Source organism: Micromonospora psammae, assembly GCF_036902725.1.
Taxonomy (GTDB): Bacteria; Actinomycetota; Actinomycetes; order Mycobacteriales; family Micromonosporaceae; genus Micromonospora.
The window spans coordinates 547494-566882 of record NZ_JBAKHM010000002.1; the positions used below are offsets into that span (position 1 = coordinate 547494).

The 19389-nt window shown below is 74.1% G+C and carries 11 protein-coding genes; 5 read left to right on the top strand and 6 right to left on the bottom strand.

What is annotated here, in order from left to right:
- Positions 1 to 366 precede the first annotated feature (366 nt).
- Positions 367 to 1158 carry an SAM-dependent methyltransferase gene (locus tag V6U79_RS05885; RefSeq protein ID WP_334613779.1) on the top strand — a complete coding sequence of 264 codons (792 nt, stop codon included), beginning with the start codon at positions 367 to 369 and terminating at the stop codon, positions 1156 to 1158.
- A gap of 63 nt (positions 1159 to 1221) precedes the next feature.
- Here the strand turns inward: V6U79_RS05885 and V6U79_RS05890 are convergent, their stop codons facing one another.
- The 6 genes from V6U79_RS05890 to V6U79_RS05915 all read right to left on the bottom strand — a co-directional run bounded on the left by V6U79_RS05890 (position 1222) and on the right by V6U79_RS05915 (position 4741).
- Positions 1222 to 1701 (bottom strand): SRPBCC family protein, encoded by a 480-nt coding sequence (locus V6U79_RS05890; protein WP_334613781.1) that lies wholly within the window; start codon positions 1699 to 1701, stop codon positions 1222 to 1224.
- Positions 1698 to 2060: a metalloregulator ArsR/SmtB family transcription factor gene (locus tag V6U79_RS05895; protein WP_334613782.1), complete on the bottom strand. Its 363-nt coding sequence runs from the start codon at positions 2058 to 2060 to the stop codon at positions 1698 to 1700. The genes V6U79_RS05890 and V6U79_RS05895 overlap by 4 nt, the downstream gene beginning before the upstream one ends.
- Positions 2061 to 2770: 710 nt before the next feature.
- Complete coding sequence (locus V6U79_RS05900) at positions 2771 to 3175, bottom strand: helix-turn-helix domain-containing protein (protein WP_334521423.1); 405 nt, start codon at positions 3173 to 3175, stop codon at positions 2771 to 2773.
- A 114-nt stretch (positions 3176 to 3289) separates the two neighbouring features.
- Positions 3290 to 3721 carry a hypothetical protein gene (locus V6U79_RS05905; protein ID WP_334521420.1) on the bottom strand — a complete coding sequence of 144 codons (432 nt, stop codon included), beginning with the start codon at positions 3719 to 3721 and terminating at the stop codon, positions 3290 to 3292.
- 34 nt (positions 3722 to 3755) lie between these two features.
- Positions 3756 to 4613, bottom strand: coding sequence for a peptidoglycan-binding domain-containing protein (locus V6U79_RS05910; RefSeq protein ID WP_334521417.1), 858 nt, complete (start codon positions 4611 to 4613; stop codon positions 3756 to 3758).
- 2 nt (positions 4614 to 4615) lie between these two features.
- Entirely contained in the window at positions 4616 to 4741 is a 126-nt protein-coding gene (locus V6U79_RS05915; protein WP_334521415.1) for a hypothetical protein, read from the bottom strand.
- 560 nt (positions 4742 to 5301) lie between these two features.
- Here V6U79_RS05915 and V6U79_RS05920 point away from each other — a divergent pair.
- The 4 genes from V6U79_RS05920 to V6U79_RS05935 are packed head-to-tail and all read left to right on the top strand — an operon-like array spanning position 5302 to position 19338.
- Entirely contained in the window at positions 5302 to 7470 is a 2169-nt protein-coding gene (locus V6U79_RS05920; protein ID WP_334613783.1) for a hypothetical protein, read from the top strand.
- The gene (locus V6U79_RS05925) at positions 7467 to 17027 is read left to right on the top strand and encodes a DUF6603 domain-containing protein (RefSeq protein ID WP_334613784.1); all 9561 of its coding nucleotides are present in this window, start codon (positions 7467 to 7469) and stop codon (positions 17025 to 17027) included. The genes V6U79_RS05920 and V6U79_RS05925 overlap by 4 nt, the downstream gene beginning before the upstream one ends.
- Entirely contained in the window at positions 17027 to 18319 is a 1293-nt protein-coding gene (locus V6U79_RS05930; RefSeq protein ID WP_334613785.1) for a hypothetical protein, read from the top strand. Before V6U79_RS05925 ends, V6U79_RS05930 begins: the two co-directional genes overlap by 1 nt.
- Positions 18316 to 19338: a hypothetical protein gene (locus V6U79_RS05935; RefSeq protein ID WP_334521403.1), complete on the top strand. Its 1023-nt coding sequence runs from the start codon at positions 18316 to 18318 to the stop codon at positions 19336 to 19338. Before V6U79_RS05930 ends, V6U79_RS05935 begins: the two co-directional genes overlap by 4 nt.
- The last annotated feature ends 51 nt before the right edge of the window (positions 19339 to 19389 follow it).

The window sequence follows — 19389 nt, forward strand, 5'->3', positions numbered from 1 at the left end:
CGGCGGCCGGCCGCCGCCTTTCGTGGGGCCGCACCATGGGTGCAAGGTAACGAAACGATGGCAGCCGATCAACCCGATGACCGCCGAGCGTCCATGCGACCGCCACGCACGGTCACGAAAGCCGAAGCGTGCATGGCCCCGTTCACCGGGCTGAGCCGCGCAGTTTCGGCAAGTTGGCGACCATGCTGCGGCATGAAGGAACGGACGCGCTCCGCCGGGGCCGGCCGTGGGGCCTGCCGTTAAAAGAGCGGGTGCTACTGGTCGTGGCGGAAAGCCCTCCGTCCTTGGGACATGGATCTGATTTCATCAACCAGGGCCGCGTCTACGGGCATGCGACATCCTCTTCTGCCGCCGAGCGCGCGTGGCATGACAATCCGAGTGCGGGCGTCGACCGGGATCGTGTTGACTCTGGCGGTGGACCGTCAGCGGCTCAGCAGCATCGCGCACTCGCACCATCCGATCGCGGCCCCGATCTTCGGGGTCAACCTCAACCGGCTGCTGCGCCGAGCGGGCCGCCAACCGGAGGCTCGGGTCCTCGATCTCGGGTGCGGAGAGGGATCCTGGGCGCTGCAGGCCCTCGCTCACTTCCCCGACGGGCATGCGGACGGCGTGGACGTCAGTCCGTACGCCCTCGAACGTGCCGCCAGCGCCGCCGCCGAACGCGGCCTCGCCGACCGGCTGACGCTGCACGAGCGCGACGCTCGGACGTACGTGCCTGACGGCGATTACGACTTGGTGCTGTGCGTCGGGTCGACACACGCGTTCGGCGGATTCGGCGAGACGCTGGAGCTGGCCGGTCGGCATGTGAATGCCGACGGCATCCTGATGGTCGGTGAGGGATTTTGGCAAGTCCCGCCGACTCCGGAGGCCCTCGCAGCGCTCCATGCGAAGCCGGAGGACTTCACCGACCTCGCCGGCCTGGTCGACGCTGCTGAGCAGGCCGGCTGGACGCCGGTGTACGGCCATGTCAGCGACGCCGCCGAGTGGGACGACTACGAGTGGTCGTGGATCGGCTCGCTCACTGAGTGGGCGCTGGACAACCCCGGTCATCCGGATGCTGCCGAGGCACTCGCCGTCGCCCGGGAGCACCGCGAACAGTGGTTGCGCGGGTACCGCAACGTTCTGGGCTTCGTGACGCTGGTGCTACGCCGCATCTGATCGTGGTGCGGGTTCACTCTCATGCCGCCGACCGCGCCAGCGAGCGTAATTCGGCCTGCGTCTCTATCGCTGGGTCTCGAAGTGCTCCTTCATCGCCGGGTAGTAGTCGTCGAAGTCCGGTATCGGCTGTCCGGCGCGCGAGGCGACCAGCGCGTCGAGGTAGTACTCCCAGCCCGGTCCGATCTCGCCGACGCCCTCCGTACCGGTCAGGTGCTGCGTGAACCGAAGCTCGGTCACGCCCGCGCTCTCGACCAGCACCAGGTCCAGGTGCCAGCCGCCGTGCTCGTCGGCGGCGGAAACCGCTAGCCGGCGCGGCGGCTCGCACGCGTTGATGGTCATGTCCATCCAGGGCTTGCCCTCCTCGTGCGCCATCTGGACCTTGATCGTGCGTCCCGGCGCCGCGTCGCCCTGCCAGGGGCCGAACCAGCGTGCCGTGCGGGCCGGATCGGTGAGGCTCGCCCAGACGTCCGCCAGGGGAGCGCGGAACGTGCGGGTCAGTACGAGATCGTCGCCGAACAGTCGGCCGGTGGGTGTCGGGCTCATGCGGTCTCCTTCTGGGATGGGTGCCGCCCGGTGGCCGTGTGCCGCTCGCGGCGGGCGCGGTAGACCTCGGTCTCCAGCGCATCGAGGTGGTGCTGCCAGCCCGACGGGCGCATCAGCCGTCCCAGCCACCCGGCCAGCTCGTCGAGTGGCGCGGTGACCAGTGTGTAGACACGTCGGCGTCCGTCGGTCGTGTCGCGTACCAGGCCGGCCTCGCGCAACACGCGCAGGTGGCGGCTGACGGCCGGTCGGCTGATCGCGAACCGGTCGGCGATCTGGCCGGCCGAGAGTGGCTCGTCGCGCAGCATCAGCAGGATCTCCCGCCGCACCGGATCGGCGATCGCGCCCGCCACCTCGTCCACCCCAGAAGCGTAACCATGAGGTTACGCTTCTGGCAACGCAGTGTCCTGACGGGGCGGCCCCGGTGACGGAGCGGCTCCAGGTCAGACACGTCGGCTGGCATCGGAGGAACGCGAACCTCGGGTACCGATGCGATGACGGCCAGTGACAGGGGGCAAGAGGTGCGCGCCGGTGGCGACAACGAGGACGAGTCCCCGCCACGGCCGGCTCCGCGGGCCGGTCGGTGGATGACCAGGAGGACCACGGATACCCGACAGTGAACGTGCGGCCGCGCTGCTGGGCGCGCAGCGGCGCCTGCAGGCCGCGCAGCGGGCCGGCGGCGTCACCACACCTGCACCTCCGACACCTTCGACCCGGTCGTCAACTGCCCCTGACCGCACGACGCGGTTCCCACCCGCCCCCGAGGCAGGTAGGAACCGCGTCGTGTCGGGTGACAGCGCCAGCGGCTACAGCCGGTGCCGGACCCAGACGTTCCGCCCGCGTGACCGCCGGGAAACCTGCTGAGCGGAAGAACGCCGGCGGCGACCCGCCGCCCGATGCTGCGTTGAGCCAGGCGCGGGCGGTTTGGGATGGCGTAGCCCAGGCCGAAGGCCTGGCAGCATTTGGCCAGGCGCTGCGGCGTGTTCCAGGTCGTGCGGCGGATCAAGGCCGGAGCCTTGCTGCCGTTCATCTTCGTGGTCGTCGTCGCCGCAGCGGCGGCGGCCACCGGGGCTCACGTCTCGGACAGCCAGCCGCGCTCGTGGGCGCGCCACCCCAGCTGCAGGCGCGACTGCGCCCCCGCGGTCTTCATCAGGTGCTGCATGCGGCGTACGACGGTGCGCCGGCTCATCCCGAGGCGAGCCCCCGCCGTCTCGTCGGTCATCCCGGCGACCAGCAGGGACAGCAATTTGCGGTCCTCGTCGGAGATCTCGCCGAGCGCGGTGGGCGCGCCGTCGCCGGACAGCGCCAACGGGCTCGCCGCCGCCCACGCCCCCTCGAAGAGCGCGACGAGCGCTTCGAGCAGCGCGCACGGATGTGCCAGCACCGCCGCGTCCTGTGCGGCGTCCGTCCAGACCAGGGGGAGCAGGGCCAACGTGTGGTCGGCGATGGCGAGCTTCGTCGGCAGGCAGCTGGGCAAGGTGATGATCGAGAATCCGTCTGCGGGCCACGTCGCGCTGCGCGTCGCCCTGACCGACCGGGCCGGCAACCAGGTCACGCAGACCGTCTACCGCGCCTACGCGGTACGGTCCCGTTAATCACGCCAGCCGGGCCCGAGCAGCTCCTGACGCCGCTCGGGCCCGGTACGGCCGACTGGCGGGTGGTAGGGCACGATCCGAACATCCGCCCGCCGCGCATCCCAGGCCACGAGTGTGCCGGTCGTCGCGGCGGCCCCGTACCCGACCAGAGGCGGGTCCTGGCCGACAAGGCCTACAGCTTCCGCGCCAACCGGCAGCATCTCGCCCGCCGAGGCATCGCCGCGACCATCCTTGGTCAAGACCGACCAAGCCGCCAGCCGCCGAGAGAAGGATCCCCACGGCGGCCGATCACCGCGCTTCGACGCCACATCTACCGGCAGCGTCACGCCGTCGAGTGCGGCATCAACCAGCTCAAACGCAACCGCGCCCTCGCAGCCGAGACGACAAACTCGCCGTCCGCTCCCACGCCTGCACATCGTCAGCATCAACGAATGGCTCCGAGCAGGCTTATGAAACAGGGTTCTAGTAGGTGACGCGTACTCCCATCTCGGCCCAGGTGAGGCGGCCGACGACGCCGTCTGCGGTGAGCCCGCGCATGCTCTGGTACCACCGCACGCCCGACTCGGTCCTGGCGTCGAACTCGGTCAACGCCGGGCCGCAGCGGCGGGCGCCGATGAATCGTTTGACGAACCCCACGTCCTCGCCGGTGCTGCCGGTGCGGACGGTGCGGGATCCGGGCGCCCGGCCCATCTGGGGGGCCGGCGGCCGGGTGGCCGCCCGGAGCGCGGCGAGGGTCTGCGGTCCGACGGTGCCGTCGACTTCTAGCCCATGGGACTTCTGGAAGGATCGGACCCAGGCGGTGGTCGCCGGGCCGAACACCCCGTCGGCCCCTAGGCGGGCACCCACCCGGTTGGCGAGCGTCTGGAGTTCCCGTACGTCGCTGCCCCGGCAACCGGTGCGCAGGATCCGGTCACCCAGCTTCGACGGCTGGGCGGTGGCGATGCCCCAGGGGCGCAGGCTGTCCTCCAGGGCGCGGGTGTGGCTGACGCTGACGTGCAGGTGTTTGGTGTGGGGGTTGGATCCGGTGTAGCGAGCCGGCCGGAAGCTTCGCGTGCGGCTCCAGATCGTCCGGTTGAAGATGACGTACTGGGTGGACGGGTGCGCGATGCAATGCCGGACCACCAGCAGCGGGTCGATCCCGTCGATGTCGAAGTCCGCCGCGTTGACCGAGCGGTCGTCGCCGTCCGGGTTGTGATCGGACTTGCGGGCCTGATGCGCCGCGTCACCGATCCAGCCGTCGGACGCCTTGTCGCGGTGCGGCCAGCGGGTGTTGACCTCCTCACGTAGGACCCGGAGGGTCGGGGCCAGGTGCGCAGGCATCCTCAGTCCTCCTCTTCCAGGGCCACGGCAAGGTCGTATTCCACGGCCTCACCGATCCGGTTCTCCGGGTCGTCGTCCTCGTCGAATGTGGTCACCAGGTACTCGAGGTCTGTGTTTGCGGTGTCCATATGGTCCTCCTTCGGTCATCGCCCAGGCTGGTAGCCGGTGCCCCTTGGACCGGCGGCAGGCTCCTGCGGGCGGCCGGGCGGCCGGGCGGGCGGGCACACGGCCACGGCTCACGAATGACGAGCCTCGTGGCTCACCTTCGGAACCGGGGTGGGCGTCAGCAAGCGGAGAGTCGGCTATCGGCGCCATTGCTGGCTGTCCGGGTATTCGGCCCCGCCGATCGACGTCACGGCCGGAGAAGGTGGCCCAGTGCTCTCTGGTGTCCGCCGACGATGGACTCCGATGGCCTGATTGAGGCGTCAACCTTTCGGGTTGGGCCCTCATTGACCCTGGTGAGCCAGTTGACCAGGTGCGCTGTCCCAACGGCCGGAGGGGAATGCCGCTTCGGTTCGTGTCGTTGCCGCCACCGACGGCAACGTCCGAAGGGCGACAGTTTTTCGCTATCGATCACCCATAGCCTCCGGGAATCCCACTCCAGTCCGCACCGGACCCGTGGGAGACAAGGGGGACCCATGCATTCATGTGAACGGCGTGCCGACGACCGCCGTCGAACGGGTACATCGTGACCGGGGTCGTGACCGCCGTCGCCGCCGCCGGGCTGGTAACCGAGCACCCCGGCGCCACCCCACCCATGACTTACAACGTGCTGCTCCGCGTGCCTGCCGGCTCGGCCGCAGGCACGCCGACGATCGTGCAGGGCACCCTGCAGAACCTCGTCGGGGGCCGTCGTTCGCCGGCGCAGCGCTCCAGCCTGTCGGTGTTCCTTTGTCCGGGCGCGACACTGCGCGGCATCGCGTACTGGTTGCTGCGGACCATGAAGCCCACGGGAGCATCGGATGCCACCCCGTACGACGAGATGAACGTGGCCGAGGGCCTGTGGGGATGGAACCGCGACTACCTGGCCGCGCTGGGCGGCCCGACCGCCTGGCGTACCGGGCTGTGGCTGCCGTTGCCGGTGGAGGTCGCGGCGGGCGGCGCGCAGTGGGTCACCGACTGGGCGACCGTCGGCGGCTGGGCCGACCGGTTCCCGGCCGCGTCGGGGGTGTCCCTGGACGCGCCCGCCCAGCACCTACCGCTGCCTGACCCGGCCGCCCTGACCGCCGAGGTGACGATCTGGCGGGCCGGTCGGGACCTCGACGAGCTGGCCGACGCGATCGAGCGCGACCTGGTGGGCAACCCGTTCGAGGCGGTCTTCCGGATCGTCGAGATCCTGCGCCAGGTGGCGGCCGAGGACGCCGACGACGCCGTGGACCTGGCGGCGGAGGTGACTGGCCGGCTGACCGCGGTGGAGCTGGCGACGCTGGCCGGGGTGACCGCCGGGCACGGACTCTTGCGCCGCCTCTGGTCGCTCGTCGGCTCCAGCAGCGACGGGGACGCCGAGGACGCCCGCGACCTGCTCGGTCCCGCACTGGGCCTGACCCGTACCGGATCGGGAGCCTGGCAACCCCCGGGGGTGATCGGCCCGGCGGTCCTCCCCGACGAACTGACCCCGGTCCCGCCGGCCCCGCCGGTCAAGGGCAAGAAGCCGGCGCCGCAGGGACTGGTGGCGCCGTGGAAGGTGGCCGCGGAGAACCCCGGCGGACGACACACCATGGTGCTCGGCCGCGACCTCTGCATCGGGGTCACCGACAGCTACACCCAGAAGAACGGCACCAGTTGGAGCGGCCCCGCCTACGCGGGCCGGCTGGACCCGGCGCAGTTCATCCAATCGAACACGGCGGCCATCGGGTTCACCGCCGCCGCCGAGCGGGCGCGGCTGCGGGTCATCGAGCTGATCGCACCGAACGAGGGGCGACTGGACGCCGCCCGCGGCGCGGACAAGGGCACGCTCTCCACCGGCATCCAGCAGTGGTCGGCCCACCTCAACGAGGAACTGCCGGTGCTGCTGGCCCGGTTCAAGCGGGTCGCGCCCGACCACTACGACCTCTTCTTCGGCATGTACGGGTTGCAGCCGGAGCCGTGGTGGCGGGTGGGCGGCAAGGAGGCGGCCGTCGAGGTCGCCGACCCGGCCCAGGTCCGCGCGGCCAACCCGGAGGCGTTCGACGGCGACGGCGAGGCCAAGCAGGGCAAGGAATACGCGTTGCGGTATGCGGCGCTGTTCCGCGTGCCGCCCGGTGGCGGCCGGCAGCGTCTCGCCGAGCCGCCGGACAGCGTCGTCGCGGTTCTGCCCCGGCACGCGTTCTTCGGAGTGAGCGCGCAGGGCAAGGCGTACACGGTCGCGCCGGAGTGGTGCGGCCGGATCCGCCTCGCCTCGCTCTGCTCGGTGCCCTACAACGTGGTGCAGGTGTGGACCGCCGTGTGGCGGTTCGAACGGCTCGGCCGCCAGCCACTGGGCAAGGCCACGCTGACCGTGCGCGGCCGGCCGTACCGCATCCGCGACTTCGTCAGCTCCGAGTACGCCGCCGCCCTCGTCATCGACCAGCACATCAACGCCCCGTTCTGGGTGACCGAGGCGATCGACCGGGCGATCAACCGTACTGAGCGCGCCATCGCTCGGATGCCCGAGCCGATGCGCACGGAGCTGCGACCGTTCGACGAGGGCGCCTCAGCAGCGCTGCGCGCGCCGTGGTTGCGCCTGTTCCAGATCAACTACCTCGCCGAACGCAACCTCGTCGGCAAGGCCGAACGGGACACGCGGATCACCGGCCTGCACGACCGTTTCGACGAATCCAACGCCTGGAGCGGGCTCGATCCGGAACCGGGCACCTTCTCCGGGTGGGTGGGACCATGATCAACGTTGCCGGACTGCCCGCCGAGGTCGAGGATCTCGGGATCGCCTTGGGCCTGCTCGCCCCGTCCGGCGGCGGTGTCCGGCTGGTCGAGGAGTTCTTCGCCGACCCGTGGACGCGCGTCGGGAAGCTGGTCGCCAGCGATGTTCAACGCGCCGCGCTGGTACGCGCGATCGAGGGCATGCTGCCGGCCGCCCAGCCGCGCTTCCCAGCCGACGGCGCGGGGGAGCTCGGCCGGCCCGTCCGGCACGTGCCGCTGCTGGAGGAAGGCGGCAAAGGCCAGGTCTACCTCGTCGTCGAGCGCACCGGGCTGGCCGCGTCCGCCCCGCTGACCCTGGCCATCGCGGCCGAGGCCGGGCCGGTCGCCGGCGGGCCCGCCGTCACCGCACGGGTGGACCTGCTGCTCGCCGCCAGCGGCACCGTCACACCCGTCGCGGCCAGCAAGAGCCACCCGATCCGGCTGCGGGCGCAGGCCCCGCTCGGCGAAAGCGGCGCCAGTGTGGAGGCCGCCGTGCTGCTGGTCGCCCCACCCGACGAGGGGCTGAGCCGGGTCACCGTCACCGTACGCGGCCTGCCCGGCACCACCGAGCCGCTCGTGCTGGACCCCGCCGCCGGCAGCGCGCAACTCGCCCTGCTGGTCACCGCGCTGCTCCGGTACGTCCTCGCCGAGGTCGGCGATGACGTACCGGCACCGGTGCAGCTGGTCGCGGCCAACCTGCCCGGGCTGCTCGGGCTGGCTCCGGGCCTGGTCCCGCTGCCCCTCGGCGACCTCGCCGCCGACCCGGCGGCCTTCCGTTCGTGGCTGGCCGCCCTGGTCGCCGCGCGCACCCCGGACGGCGCACCGGGACTGGTCGGCTGGTTGGACTCGGTCGCCGGGCTGCTCGGAGCCGACCCGTCCAAGCGCACCGACCTGCCCACCGACGCCGATCCGCTGCTGATCCCGGTTGTGGCCGGGCCACCGTCGGTCGACCTCACCGTGGCGGTGCGCAGCGACCCGGCGACCGGTACGCCCGCCCTCGTGCTCGGTGCCCGTGTCGGCTACCGCGGCACGGGTGCCCTCGACGCCACCGTGCTCGGCGACGCCGTCCTGCTGGTGGTGCCGCTGGCCGGCACAGCACCGACCACCCTGTTCGAACGCCTCGACGTACTGGTGGCGGCACCGGCCGGAGCGGGCCGGCTCTATCCAGCCGCGGGGGAACCGGCCGGCGCCGTGCAGGTCGGTGGGCTGCGCGCCGGGTTGCGGTACCGGGCGGCCACCGGGGCGATCACCCCCCTGTTGGAGCTGCGGGACGTCACGGTCGCCATCGGCGACGAGCCGAACCACCTGGACCTCATCGACCTCACCGACGCCCGCTCGTTGACCGCCGCTGCGCAGTCGCTGCTCGAGGACGCGATCGACGCGGGCCTCGGCACGGCGGCCGGGCCGGTCGAGGCGTTGCGGCGCCTGCTCGGGCTGGGCACCACCCCGGGCATCGACCTCGGCCTGCTGACCACCGCACCGACCCGTGCGCTCGCCGCCTACTACCGTCAGCTGCGCCAGCAGCCCGGCGGCTGGTCGGGCGTACTGGAGGACGTGGCGCGGCTCGCAGGCGCCGTCGCCCCGGTGGTGACCGGCGCGGGCAGCGTGGCCGAGCCGTGGCGGGTGGCGGTGCCAGCGTTCGCCGCCGTGGACGGCGCCCCGATCGCGCTGGAGCTGATCCTGTGGGACTCCGGCACCCCGGCCGCCCCCGTCGTCGAGCTCGGGCTCGGCCTGCGCGGCGGCGGCCACCTGGACCCGTCCCTACCGTGGCGGGTGGACGTGCGCGCCGGGCTGGCGTCGATCCCTCTCGACGCGGTCGACGGTCCGGCCTGGCTGCGCGGGGTCACCGCCACCGTGGCCTTCGACCCGCCCGCCCTGGCGACGGACATGCCGGTGCGGGTCTCCACCGGCGGCATACGCCTCGACGTCGGCTGGTCGCTCGGGTCGGCCGTCACGGTCAGCGCCACCGTGGACGATCTCGCAGTCAGCGTGGACGGAGTCGCACACGTCCTCGGCGATGTCGTGCTGCCTCCCGCCGGCCCGATCGACCCCACCGCGGCAGACCTGGGCCTCGGCATCGACCCCGCCGCGCTGTGGGGCGCCGCCCGGGCGCTGCTCGCCCGGGTCGCCGAGTCGTGGGCCGGCCCCACCGCCCGGGACCTGCTGGCCCTGGTCGGCATCGCCGGTCCGGCGACCACCGGCCCGTTCGCCGGACTGCCGCCGCTGCTGCCTCCCGACCCGGCCGATCTGTCCACGCTGCTGGCCGATCCGGCCGCCGCCGTACGCGGATGGCTGGCCGGGCTGGCCCGCGACGACACCGCCCGGACCGACGGCGGCGTGCCGTATCTGCGAGCCCTGCTGCAGCTTCTGCAGGCCGCCCTGACCGACCGACTGCCCGCCCTGCCCGGCCAGCAGCTGCCGCCGGTCGACCTGCCGGTCACCGGCACCGGCACTCCGGCCGTGCCGTGGCGGGTGCCGATGCAGCGTCCAGACGAGGACGCGGTGGAGCTGCTCGCCTGGCTGGAGCCGGAGGGCCCGCCGGCCCAGTGGGCGGTGGCGCCGCTGATCGAACGGTTCGGCGCCTCCGACTCCCCGCAGGACCTGGCGGGGGACGAGCTGCGGATCACGAGCACCGACGTGCTCGAGGCGGCCGACGTGGCCGCGGCCTATCTGCCCGAGGTCGCCAACGCGATCGCCACCGTGGACGCCGCCCACGCCGCCGCCGCGCTCGCCGCTCTGTCCGGCGTGCTCGCCGAGGGCGACGGGCTGGTGCCCGCCGACGCGGCGCTGCCCGTGGAGCCCGGGTGGCGGGCCGGCACGCTGGTCGCCGCCACACACGACACCCTCACCACCACGCCGGGCATCGTCGCCCAGCTGCGCGACGAGATCACCGCCCGGAGCGCCGCGGCCGGCGACGACTGGGCCGTGCTCCTGCTCGCGCCCCCGCTGGCCGGCGTGCGGCCGTGGGACGACCTGCTCGCCGACGTTGCTGCGGACCAGATCGCCACCGTGGACCTGCGGGTGCCCGGTACGCCGCCGAACCTGGTCGACCTCGGCACGCTGCCCGCCGCCCGCTGGTACGTGGTCGATCTCGCCGACGACGGTACGCTCCCCGCCGCCACCGCGCTGGCCGCGCTGCGGCACGTGCACGACGCGGTACGTGCCGTCCGCCCTGGTGTGCGCACCGTGCTGGTCGGGCACTCGTATCTCGGCCTGGTCGCCCGGCAACTCGCCGCGGCCGTGCCCACCCAGTTGCTCGGCCTGATCACCGTCGGCACCGTGTTCGACGGCACGCTGCTGCCTCTGGACGCGCCCGCGGTCGCCGACGGGGTGCGGCTGGCCGCCATGCTGGCCCCGGCCGGCCTGCCGGCCACGCCGCTGCTCGACGCCGCCCTGGGCCTGCAGCGCCGGCTGCTCGACGGCTACGCCGCGGTCGAGCCGGGCCAGCAGGCCCGACCGGCGCCACTGCCCGCCGCCGCATTCACCCGCTGGCCCGCCACCCCGGTGAACCTGCAGGGCCTACCGGCGCTCGCGCTCTTCGGCAGCCTCGGCGACGTCGACGGCAACGGCGGAGCCGGTGGGCTGCACGCCGCTCTTGTCGCGGCGCTGACCAGCCAGACCGTCGCCGGGGCCGGCCCCGCCGAGCTGCCCACCCACGCGGTCGCCGCGGTACGGCTCGCCCTGGACCTGGGCGCACCGGTGGCCGGTGACCCCGACGTCGACGTGGACGTGCGTCTCGGCCTCGGCGCCGTGGCGCTGCACCCCGGGGCAGCCGACGCACCGTCGGCGCAGGTACGGATCCAGGTCGCCCGCCCCGACGGGTGGCTGCTCGGCGGACCCGGCGTCGGCGCCCCGCTGCCCGCCCGGGTCCGGGCGTTGACCGTGCGCGCCACCGTCCGCGCGGGCGATTTCGGCCCGGTCACCGAGGTCGAGGTGGTGTTGCACGACGCCGCTCTGCGCGGCGACGCCTCCACCGCGGTGGACCTGCTCGACCCGCGGGCGCCGGAGCTGCTCGACGCGCTGGTGCGGCAACTCGACCGGGTGGCCGCCCCCGGCGGCCGGCTGACCCGGCTGCTGACCGAGCTCGCCGCCCTGGGCGTCATCCACCGAGCGACACCCGGCCGCCCGGCCGCGGTGCTGGCCGACGCGATCACCGCGCTGCGTACCGACGCCACGGCCTGGCTGGCGCCGCGGCTTCCGGCGCTGGTCGACCGGACGGCGGGGCTGCTCGGCCTGGTCCGCGACCCGAACGCCCCCGCCGGCGGGGGTCCCTGGCGGCGGCGCGTCGGCGGGCTGCCGGTGGAACTGGTGCTGGAGGCACAGCCGTGGCGGCTCACCGCCCGCACCACCGGGACCGGGCTTCGGCTCGGCCACGGCGTCACCCTGACCGGGTCCGCCACCGTCCCGCTGGCTGATCCGACGCCGCAGGTGCAGGCGGCCTTGGCGGTCGGTGGCGTCACCCTCACGGGCACCGACGGTGCGGTGTCGCTGGCCGCCCCCTGGCTGGCCGAGCCGGTCGGGCTGCTGCCGGCCGGCCCGGGGCTGGCGGGTCGGCTCGCCTCGCTGCTGCCGCGGCTGTTGGTCAACGGGGCCCTGGGCGTCCTGCTCGAACAGATCGCCGGCGGCGACGTCCGGGTGGCCTCCCTCGACGGGCTGCTGACCGACCCGGCGGCGTGGGTGCAGCGCACCTTCGCCGGCGCTCCGGGGGCACCCCCGCAGGCGGCGCCGCTGGCCGGCCTGCTGCGGCTGGCCGCGGCGCCCCTGGGTCTGGCCGCCGACCCCGCGCATGCGCTCACGCTGCCGGGCGGGATCAGCCTTGACCTGCTCGACGTGGGTCCGGCCGACGCGCGGGCGTTGCGGCTCCTGCTCGCCACCGACGAGCCGATCGAGCTGTGGGACGTCGACGGGGCGCCGGCCACTCTGGACCTGACGCTGCACCTCGACGTCGACGCAGCCCGGCAGGTCCGGCCCGGCGGCGAACTGACCCTGCACCTGCCGCTGCCCGGCGACTGGGGCGCCCTCGACCTGCGCCTGGGCGCCGACGCGGGCGGCCTCTCCGTGGCCGTCACACCGGCCGCGCTGGGAGCCACGCTCACCCTGCTGCCGACCGTGACCGGCATGGACACCCTGGTCCAGGCGGCCGGTTCGCGGCTGCTCCCCGAGGTTCTCGACCGGCTCACCGAGGGCATCCGCGCCCGTGACCCGCACCCCGCAGTACTCGACGACGTGCTGGATGTCGCCGAGGCGCTCGGCGTCTACGACCCGCAGGCCGCCCCGCACGGCTTCGCCGCCCGCGCGGGCGCGCTCGCCGACCTGGCCGAGGACTTGGCCGCCGGCGGGCTGGCGGGCGTCGGTCCCGCCGCGGCGTCCGCCGCCGTCGCCGTGCTGCGCCGCGTCCTCGGCGCCGCGCAGGTGCCCGACCCGTCCACGCCCGGCGAGGTGGTGGTCCGGGTCGGCGTGCTCGGCGGCACCGTCGAGCTGCGTACCGACCTGGCCGCGTCACGCCCGGCGCTGGGCCTGGCGGTGCGGGGCGTGAGCGCCGGAGCGCTCACCGCCGACGTGGTCGTGGGCTACGCCCACCCGAACGTGACGGCCGAGCTGACCGCCCAGGCGTACGTTGACACCGGTCTCGGGGTGGCGCTGCGCGCCCGGCTGTCCGCGCGAGCCACACCCGAGGGACTGGCCGTCCGGCTCGGCCTGCTCGGCACCGACGACGCGGGCACCGGGGAACTGGCCGTCCAGCTCGCGCCGGTGGTGCAACTGCCCGGGGCAGCCGAGCTGGCGCAGCTCGCCCAGCGGCTCGTGGTGCCCATGGCGGGCACCCTCGCGCTGCGCGCCGCCGAGCCGTGGCTGCGACAGCCGCTGTGGCCCGGCGGACGTACCACCGGTCAGATCCTCACCGGCGCCGGCGTGGCGATCGACACCGCCGACGGGATGCGCATGGCCGCCGCGCTGCCCACCCCGATCGGCCTGCTGCGCGGGGCGCTGGACGCGGTGGCCGGGGTGGCCGTGCCCGTTCCGGGCGGGCTGGCCCTGTCCGTCGTCGCCGACGGCGCCCGGTACGGCGTCGTCCTCCGCGGCGAGCTGACCCTGCCCGCCGGGGACACTGCGGTGCAGCTGCGCTTCGGGCTGCCCGGGACGCTGGACGTCGGGTGGGGACCGGCCGGCCAGGGTGTGGGTCTGCTGCTGCTGGACCTGACCAACACCGCCGCGCCGCAGCTACGTCCGGTGCTACGCCTCGGCGGCCTGGGCATGCGGGTGGCGGCCGCCGCCTCCGGCAAGGCGCTGGTGGCCACCGGCGGGTTCCGCCTCGGCGCGGCCAGCGCCCACGTTCGAGCCGACCTAGCCCTGACCGGCTCGGCGGCGCTGGGCCGGCCCACGGTCGTGGACGGCGCGGTCGTCGTGGAAGGGCTGGGCTTCCCGATGGCCCCTGGTGGTGGCGGATCCAACCCGGTCGCGGCGTCGCTGCTGCAGACCGGTGGTGGCGGTGACGCCACCCCGGCGAACCCTCCGATCGACGTGCTGGTGGCCCGCGGCGGGGGCCGCTGGCTGGTGCTGTTCGGCGGTAAGGCGGAGGCCCGGTTCGAGATCAACCGCAGTTACGGCCCGCTGCACATCGCCGAGCTGGCGCTGCTGTACAAGGCCGCCACGGCCGGGCCGGGCAAGGTGGGGGTGGCCGTTGACGGTGGCGTCGCCGTCGCCGGCCTCACCCTGGACGTCGACGACCTGTCGCTGCTGGTGCCGCTGCGTAACCCCACCGACCTGAGCGCCTGGGAGGTGGACCTCACGGGACTGTCGCTGTCGTTCACCTCACCGGGCGTGTCGATCGCGGGCGGGCTCGTGAAGGTCACCGGCGCCAACGGCGTGCAGTACGACGGCATGCTGTCGGTCGATCTGGCCGGACGGGGGCTGACGGCGGTTGGCTCGTACGCCCGACCTCGTGACGACCTCGGTGAGTTCACCTCCCTGTTCGTGTTCCTGTCCGTCGGCTTCCCGCTCGGCGGACCGCCGTACCTGTACGTGCTCGGACTCGGCGGCGGCGCCGGCTACAACAGGAAGCTGCTCGTGCCCCGCGACCCGCAGGGCGTGACCGCGTTCCCGCTGGTCAAGGCGATTGACGACGGCGGCTTCGAGGGCGCCGGTGGACCGATGGGGGCGCTGGCCCGGATGTCCCGGGACATCCCGCCGGCGCGCGGCGCGTTCTGGCTCGCCGCCGGGGTCAAGTTCACCACCTTCCAGCTGCTGCACACCACCGCCCTGGCGTACGTCTCCGCCGACCGCGGGCTGGAGGTCGGGCTGCTCGGCCTGATGCGCATGGCACTGCCCGACTCCCAGGCGGCGGTGATGAACGTCGAGCTCGCCCTCGCCGCCCGGTACAGCACCGTCGACAAGGTGCTGTCGGTCCGCGCGGCCCTCACCCGCAACTCCTGGCTGCTCAGCCGCGACTGTCAGCTCGTCGGCGGGTTCGCCTTCGTGGTGTGGTTCGACCGGCCCGAGGTGCTGCTCTCCATCGGCGGCTACCACCCCAGGTTCCACAAACCGGCGCACTACCCCGACGTGCCCCGGGTCGGATTCCACTGGTCGGTCGGCGGCGGCGTGGTCGTCAAGGGCGAGGCCTACTTCACCCTGACCCCTGCGGCCGTGATGCTCGGGGGACGACTCGAGGCCTCCTACGACCGTTCGCCGGTGCGAATCTGGTTCGTCGCCGCCCTTGATGTGATCGTTCGCTGGGATCCGCTGAGCTACGAGGCGGACATCGCCGTCAGCATCGGCGCCCGCTTCACCATCAAAGTGTGCTTCTTCGCCTGTGCCCGGATCAACGTCAGCGTCTCCCTCGGCGCGTGGGTGCACATCGAGGGCCCGCCGCTACGCGGGACCGTCACCGTCGACCTGGCGATCGCCTCGGTCACCGTGCGGTTCGGCAAGACGCAGCCGCAGAGCTTCCCCGACTGGTCCCAGTTCGCCACCAAGTACCTCAGTGGCGGTGACGCGGCCAAGCCGGCAACCGCCGCGACGGTGACGGCCGGCAACCTCCCGCCCGCCATCGGCAGCCGGCCCGACGGCACGCTGGAGCGCCCCTGGTCGGTGGCACCCGAATTCGCCGTCCGTGTGGAGTCGCTGATGCCGCTGGCGACCTGGCGACTGGCCAACAGCGGTCGCCCGGACGACCCCACCGGCGGACGGACAGTCGAGGTCGTGCCCTCCGGCAACAAGGTCGGCCACGTGAAGGCCGCCCTGGTCGTCACGGTCGACCAGCGCAGCGGCACCACCTGGACGGCCGTACCGACCGCCCAGGTGCAGGCCCTGCGAGCGGCCACGACCACGACCGGATTCCCGGCCGGCCTGTGGGACGGCAACCTCGCCGGGGACCGGAACAACGGTTCGCAACCCACGATGGTCCAGGCGTTGTCGTCGGTGAACCTGGCAGCTCCGGTCACGGTCTCCGAAGCCACCGGGGCGCTGGGCGACGTGGCGCTGGCCACGATGATCGAAGAGGAGCAGCAGCGGCACCTGCCGCTGTTCGGCGCCGGCGCACCGGCTGCGGCGCCGTCGGTCCTGCGCCGCCGGACCGCGGTGGCGTCCGAGTCCGGCACCGCCGTGACGGCCCTGCGGGCGGCCGGTCCGGCCGGTCCCCGCCTGCGCGCGACCGTGTCCGCCGACCAACGGCGCGGCCCGGTTGCGCCCGTTGCCGCCCGGTTCCACGCCGCCCGGGCCACCGGCGACCCACTGCCGCTGGGCAGCACCCAGATCTGGGACACCTCCGGCGCGCCGGCACTGCGGCTGCGCCTCGACGAGGGCGCCACACCGCTGCGGCTGGCCACCTTCACCAGCACCGGCGCGCCGATCAGCGACGGCCCGGCGCGGGCGGGCGCGCGGGTACCGGCCGAGGCCGGCCACGCCGTGGTGACCCCGGCCGCCGGCGACACCGCCGGCTGGACCGCGGACACCCCGCTGATCCCGGTCACCGACGGCGTGCTCCTCGCCCCGGGCGCCACCATCCTGCTGCCGGGTCCGTGGCGCCCGCCGGCCCGCTACCGCCGCGCCGGCGCGCACGTCCCGGTGCCCGCGGCGCTGCTGACCGCCGCCGTGGACGGCCTGGTCACCACGCTGCCGGTCACGACCCGCAGCGTCGTGGTGGCCCTGGAACCGGCCACCGCCGGCGCCGACCTCGCCGACGTCCGCATCGAATCCGAGGGAGTGCGGGTGAGTAGCCGCGAGGACGCCGCGCCGGACCGGATCCTGCTGACCGTCGATCCCGAGCCGGGGGCGCGCACCGTCTCGGTGCAGGTGTTCGCCGGGAACGGCTGGCGGGTGTGCGCGGTGATCGGCACCCGGGACGACGCCGTTGACCCGTACGACCCGGCCGCCCGGGTCGCGCTGGCCCGGGTCGCCACGCCGGCCGCCGTGCCGGCAGGGGACTCCGCCGCGGTGCGGACGGCGGCGCGGCGGGCGGCGGTCGTCGAGGCGGAACCCGCACCGGCGGCACCGACACCAACGGCGGCCTGGGTCGCCTTCGACCACGACGAGACGGAGGCGTGATGCCCGAGGCACCCATCGCGGCGGGCTCGATCCGGCTGCACGACAAGGTGGCGCCGTCGCTGACGGCCGGGATCTACCGGTTCCGCAGCGCGCTCGACGTGCGGCGCACGACCGATCCGGGTACGGCGCTGGCACCGCCGCCGGAACACGCCACCCACGTGCAGGTGAGCGCGCCGCGCCTCGCCCTGGACGCCAGCGAGGTCGCCGCGCAGCACCCGCCCCGGGACGCGGTCGGGGCGTTCGGCGACCGGCTGCCGCACGTCGTGCTGGGTCGCCGGACCCTGCCGTGGGAGCGAAGGTTCTCCGACGGCACCCCATGGCTGGCGCTGCTGGTCGTCCGATCCGACGAGGCGAGCCTGGTGACCGGGCCGCTGCGCACCATTGTCGGCGAGACCGCATTCTCCCGCCTCAACAGTGCCGAACCGGTGGACGGCAACCGTACCGTCGTCGGTTTGCGGGCCAAGGACCTGCCAACCTTCCGGGCCCTGCTGCCCAGCCGGACCGACGTGGGGCTGCTCACCCACGTCCGCCAGGTCAATGTCGCCGACACCGCCCTGGCCGGCCGCGACGACGACGGCTGGTTCGCCGTGGTCACCGCCAACCGGCTGCCTCTGGGCGGATCGAACCCGGTCACCTACACCGCCTGCCTGGTCTCCCTCGAGGCACGCGAGGACGCCTGGTCCACCACCACAGGCAGCCCGCCCACGCTGATCGTCCTCGCCTCGTGGCCCTTCACCACGAGCACCGCCGGGGGCACCTTCGAACACCTGGCCGCGCACCTTGACCTCGGCGCGTTCGCGGCACCACCGGCCGGAGCCCCGGCCATCGTGGACAGCGCCGGCTCGCTCGGTCTCGCCGGCACTCGTCGCGACGGAACACCTACCGTCATGGGCTACCGGCCCCCGCTGCTCGGGTCGGCACCCGACCCGCTACCCAACGGACCAGCCGACGTGACCGCCGACGCCGCCTTCGAACTCGGCCGTCTCCTCGCCGCCGCCGACGGCCGGTTCATCCGCGAGGTGGTCGCCTGGCACCGCGCCACCGACGACGCCGCCCGCTCCGGCAATGCGGCGAGCGTTCGCGCCGGCAGCGTCCACTCGTACGCCGCCGGCGGGCCGATGCTTCGCCGCGCCGCCGTCGCAGCGGCCGACAGCGACCCGCTGGCCACGCTCGGCGAGACGTTCGCGCAACGGCTGCTGTCCCGCACGACCCGCGCAGACCTCTGGCAGGCCCACCCGGGCGGGGCCAGCCTCATTCCCCGCCAACTGCCCCGGGAAGGAGAACCGTCGTGACGACCCAACTGTCATCCGGTGCCCGGCTGCTCGCCGAGCGGCTCGGCACCCTGCTCGGCGGCCCGCCGACCGCCACGCCCGACCCGCAGGCGCGACGCCGCGCCTTGGCGGCGAGGGCCACGACGACGGCCGAGACGACCACCGCCACCGCGACGGCCGTGCCGCCCCTTCCCGCGTACGTCGAGCACCTGCTGGCCCGCTGGAGCCTCCTGCACGACCTGCCCTTCCGGTACCTCGTCCCCGACGCCCGACTGCTGCCCGCGGAGTCCATCCGGTTCTTCCGGCTCGACACCGGCTGGCTGGAGCAGCTACGGGCCGGGGCGCTGGCCGTCGGTGGCGACGGCAGCCGGGAACGCACCGCCACCCGTACCCTGCTGCCCCAGGTCAGCACCGCGGTGACCGAACAGCTGCCGCTGGTCCGGGAGGTGCAGCGGACCCGCATGTCGATCCCCGTCGCGGCCGACCTGATCACCGAGGCGCGGCTCGCGGGGGAGCTCAGCGCGACGGAGGGCGCCGTCCCGGTCACCGGGTTCCTGCTGCGCTCGGCGTTGGTCAGTGGCTGGCCCGGCATGGAGGTGCGGGCGTGGGCGAGTGACAGCCCGGCAGACGTGCCCTCCGGTGTCGATCCGGACGTCCTGGCCCGCAACCGCCCCGACCTGGTGGTCGAACTGCTGCGCCTGGAGCGGCTGTCGCCGTCGGTGCTGATCGCGCTGTTCCGCGGCGCGCCCCGCCTGGTCTGGCTGGAGGAGCCGCCGCAGAGCGTGCAGTTCGGTCTGGAGGCCGCCGGGTCCGGCTGGCAGGTGCCGATCCGCGACGGCGCGGGACGCGACGTGGGCATGGTGGCCGTGCCGATGCGATCGGCCAGCCCGGTCCCCGGTGTCGTGGACGTCGCCGGCCTGGCCCGCGCCCTGGACCAGGCCCGCCCGCTGCCCCGCGCGCGCGGTGGTGCAGCGGTGGCGCTGTCCCTGCTGCAGGCCCCGTCCCGGCAACGGTTCGGCGCTTCCACCCCGCCGTCGTGATCCGCCGCTCCGCCGACCTCCGCCGGGCCCGGAGCACCGGTCGGCCCGCCC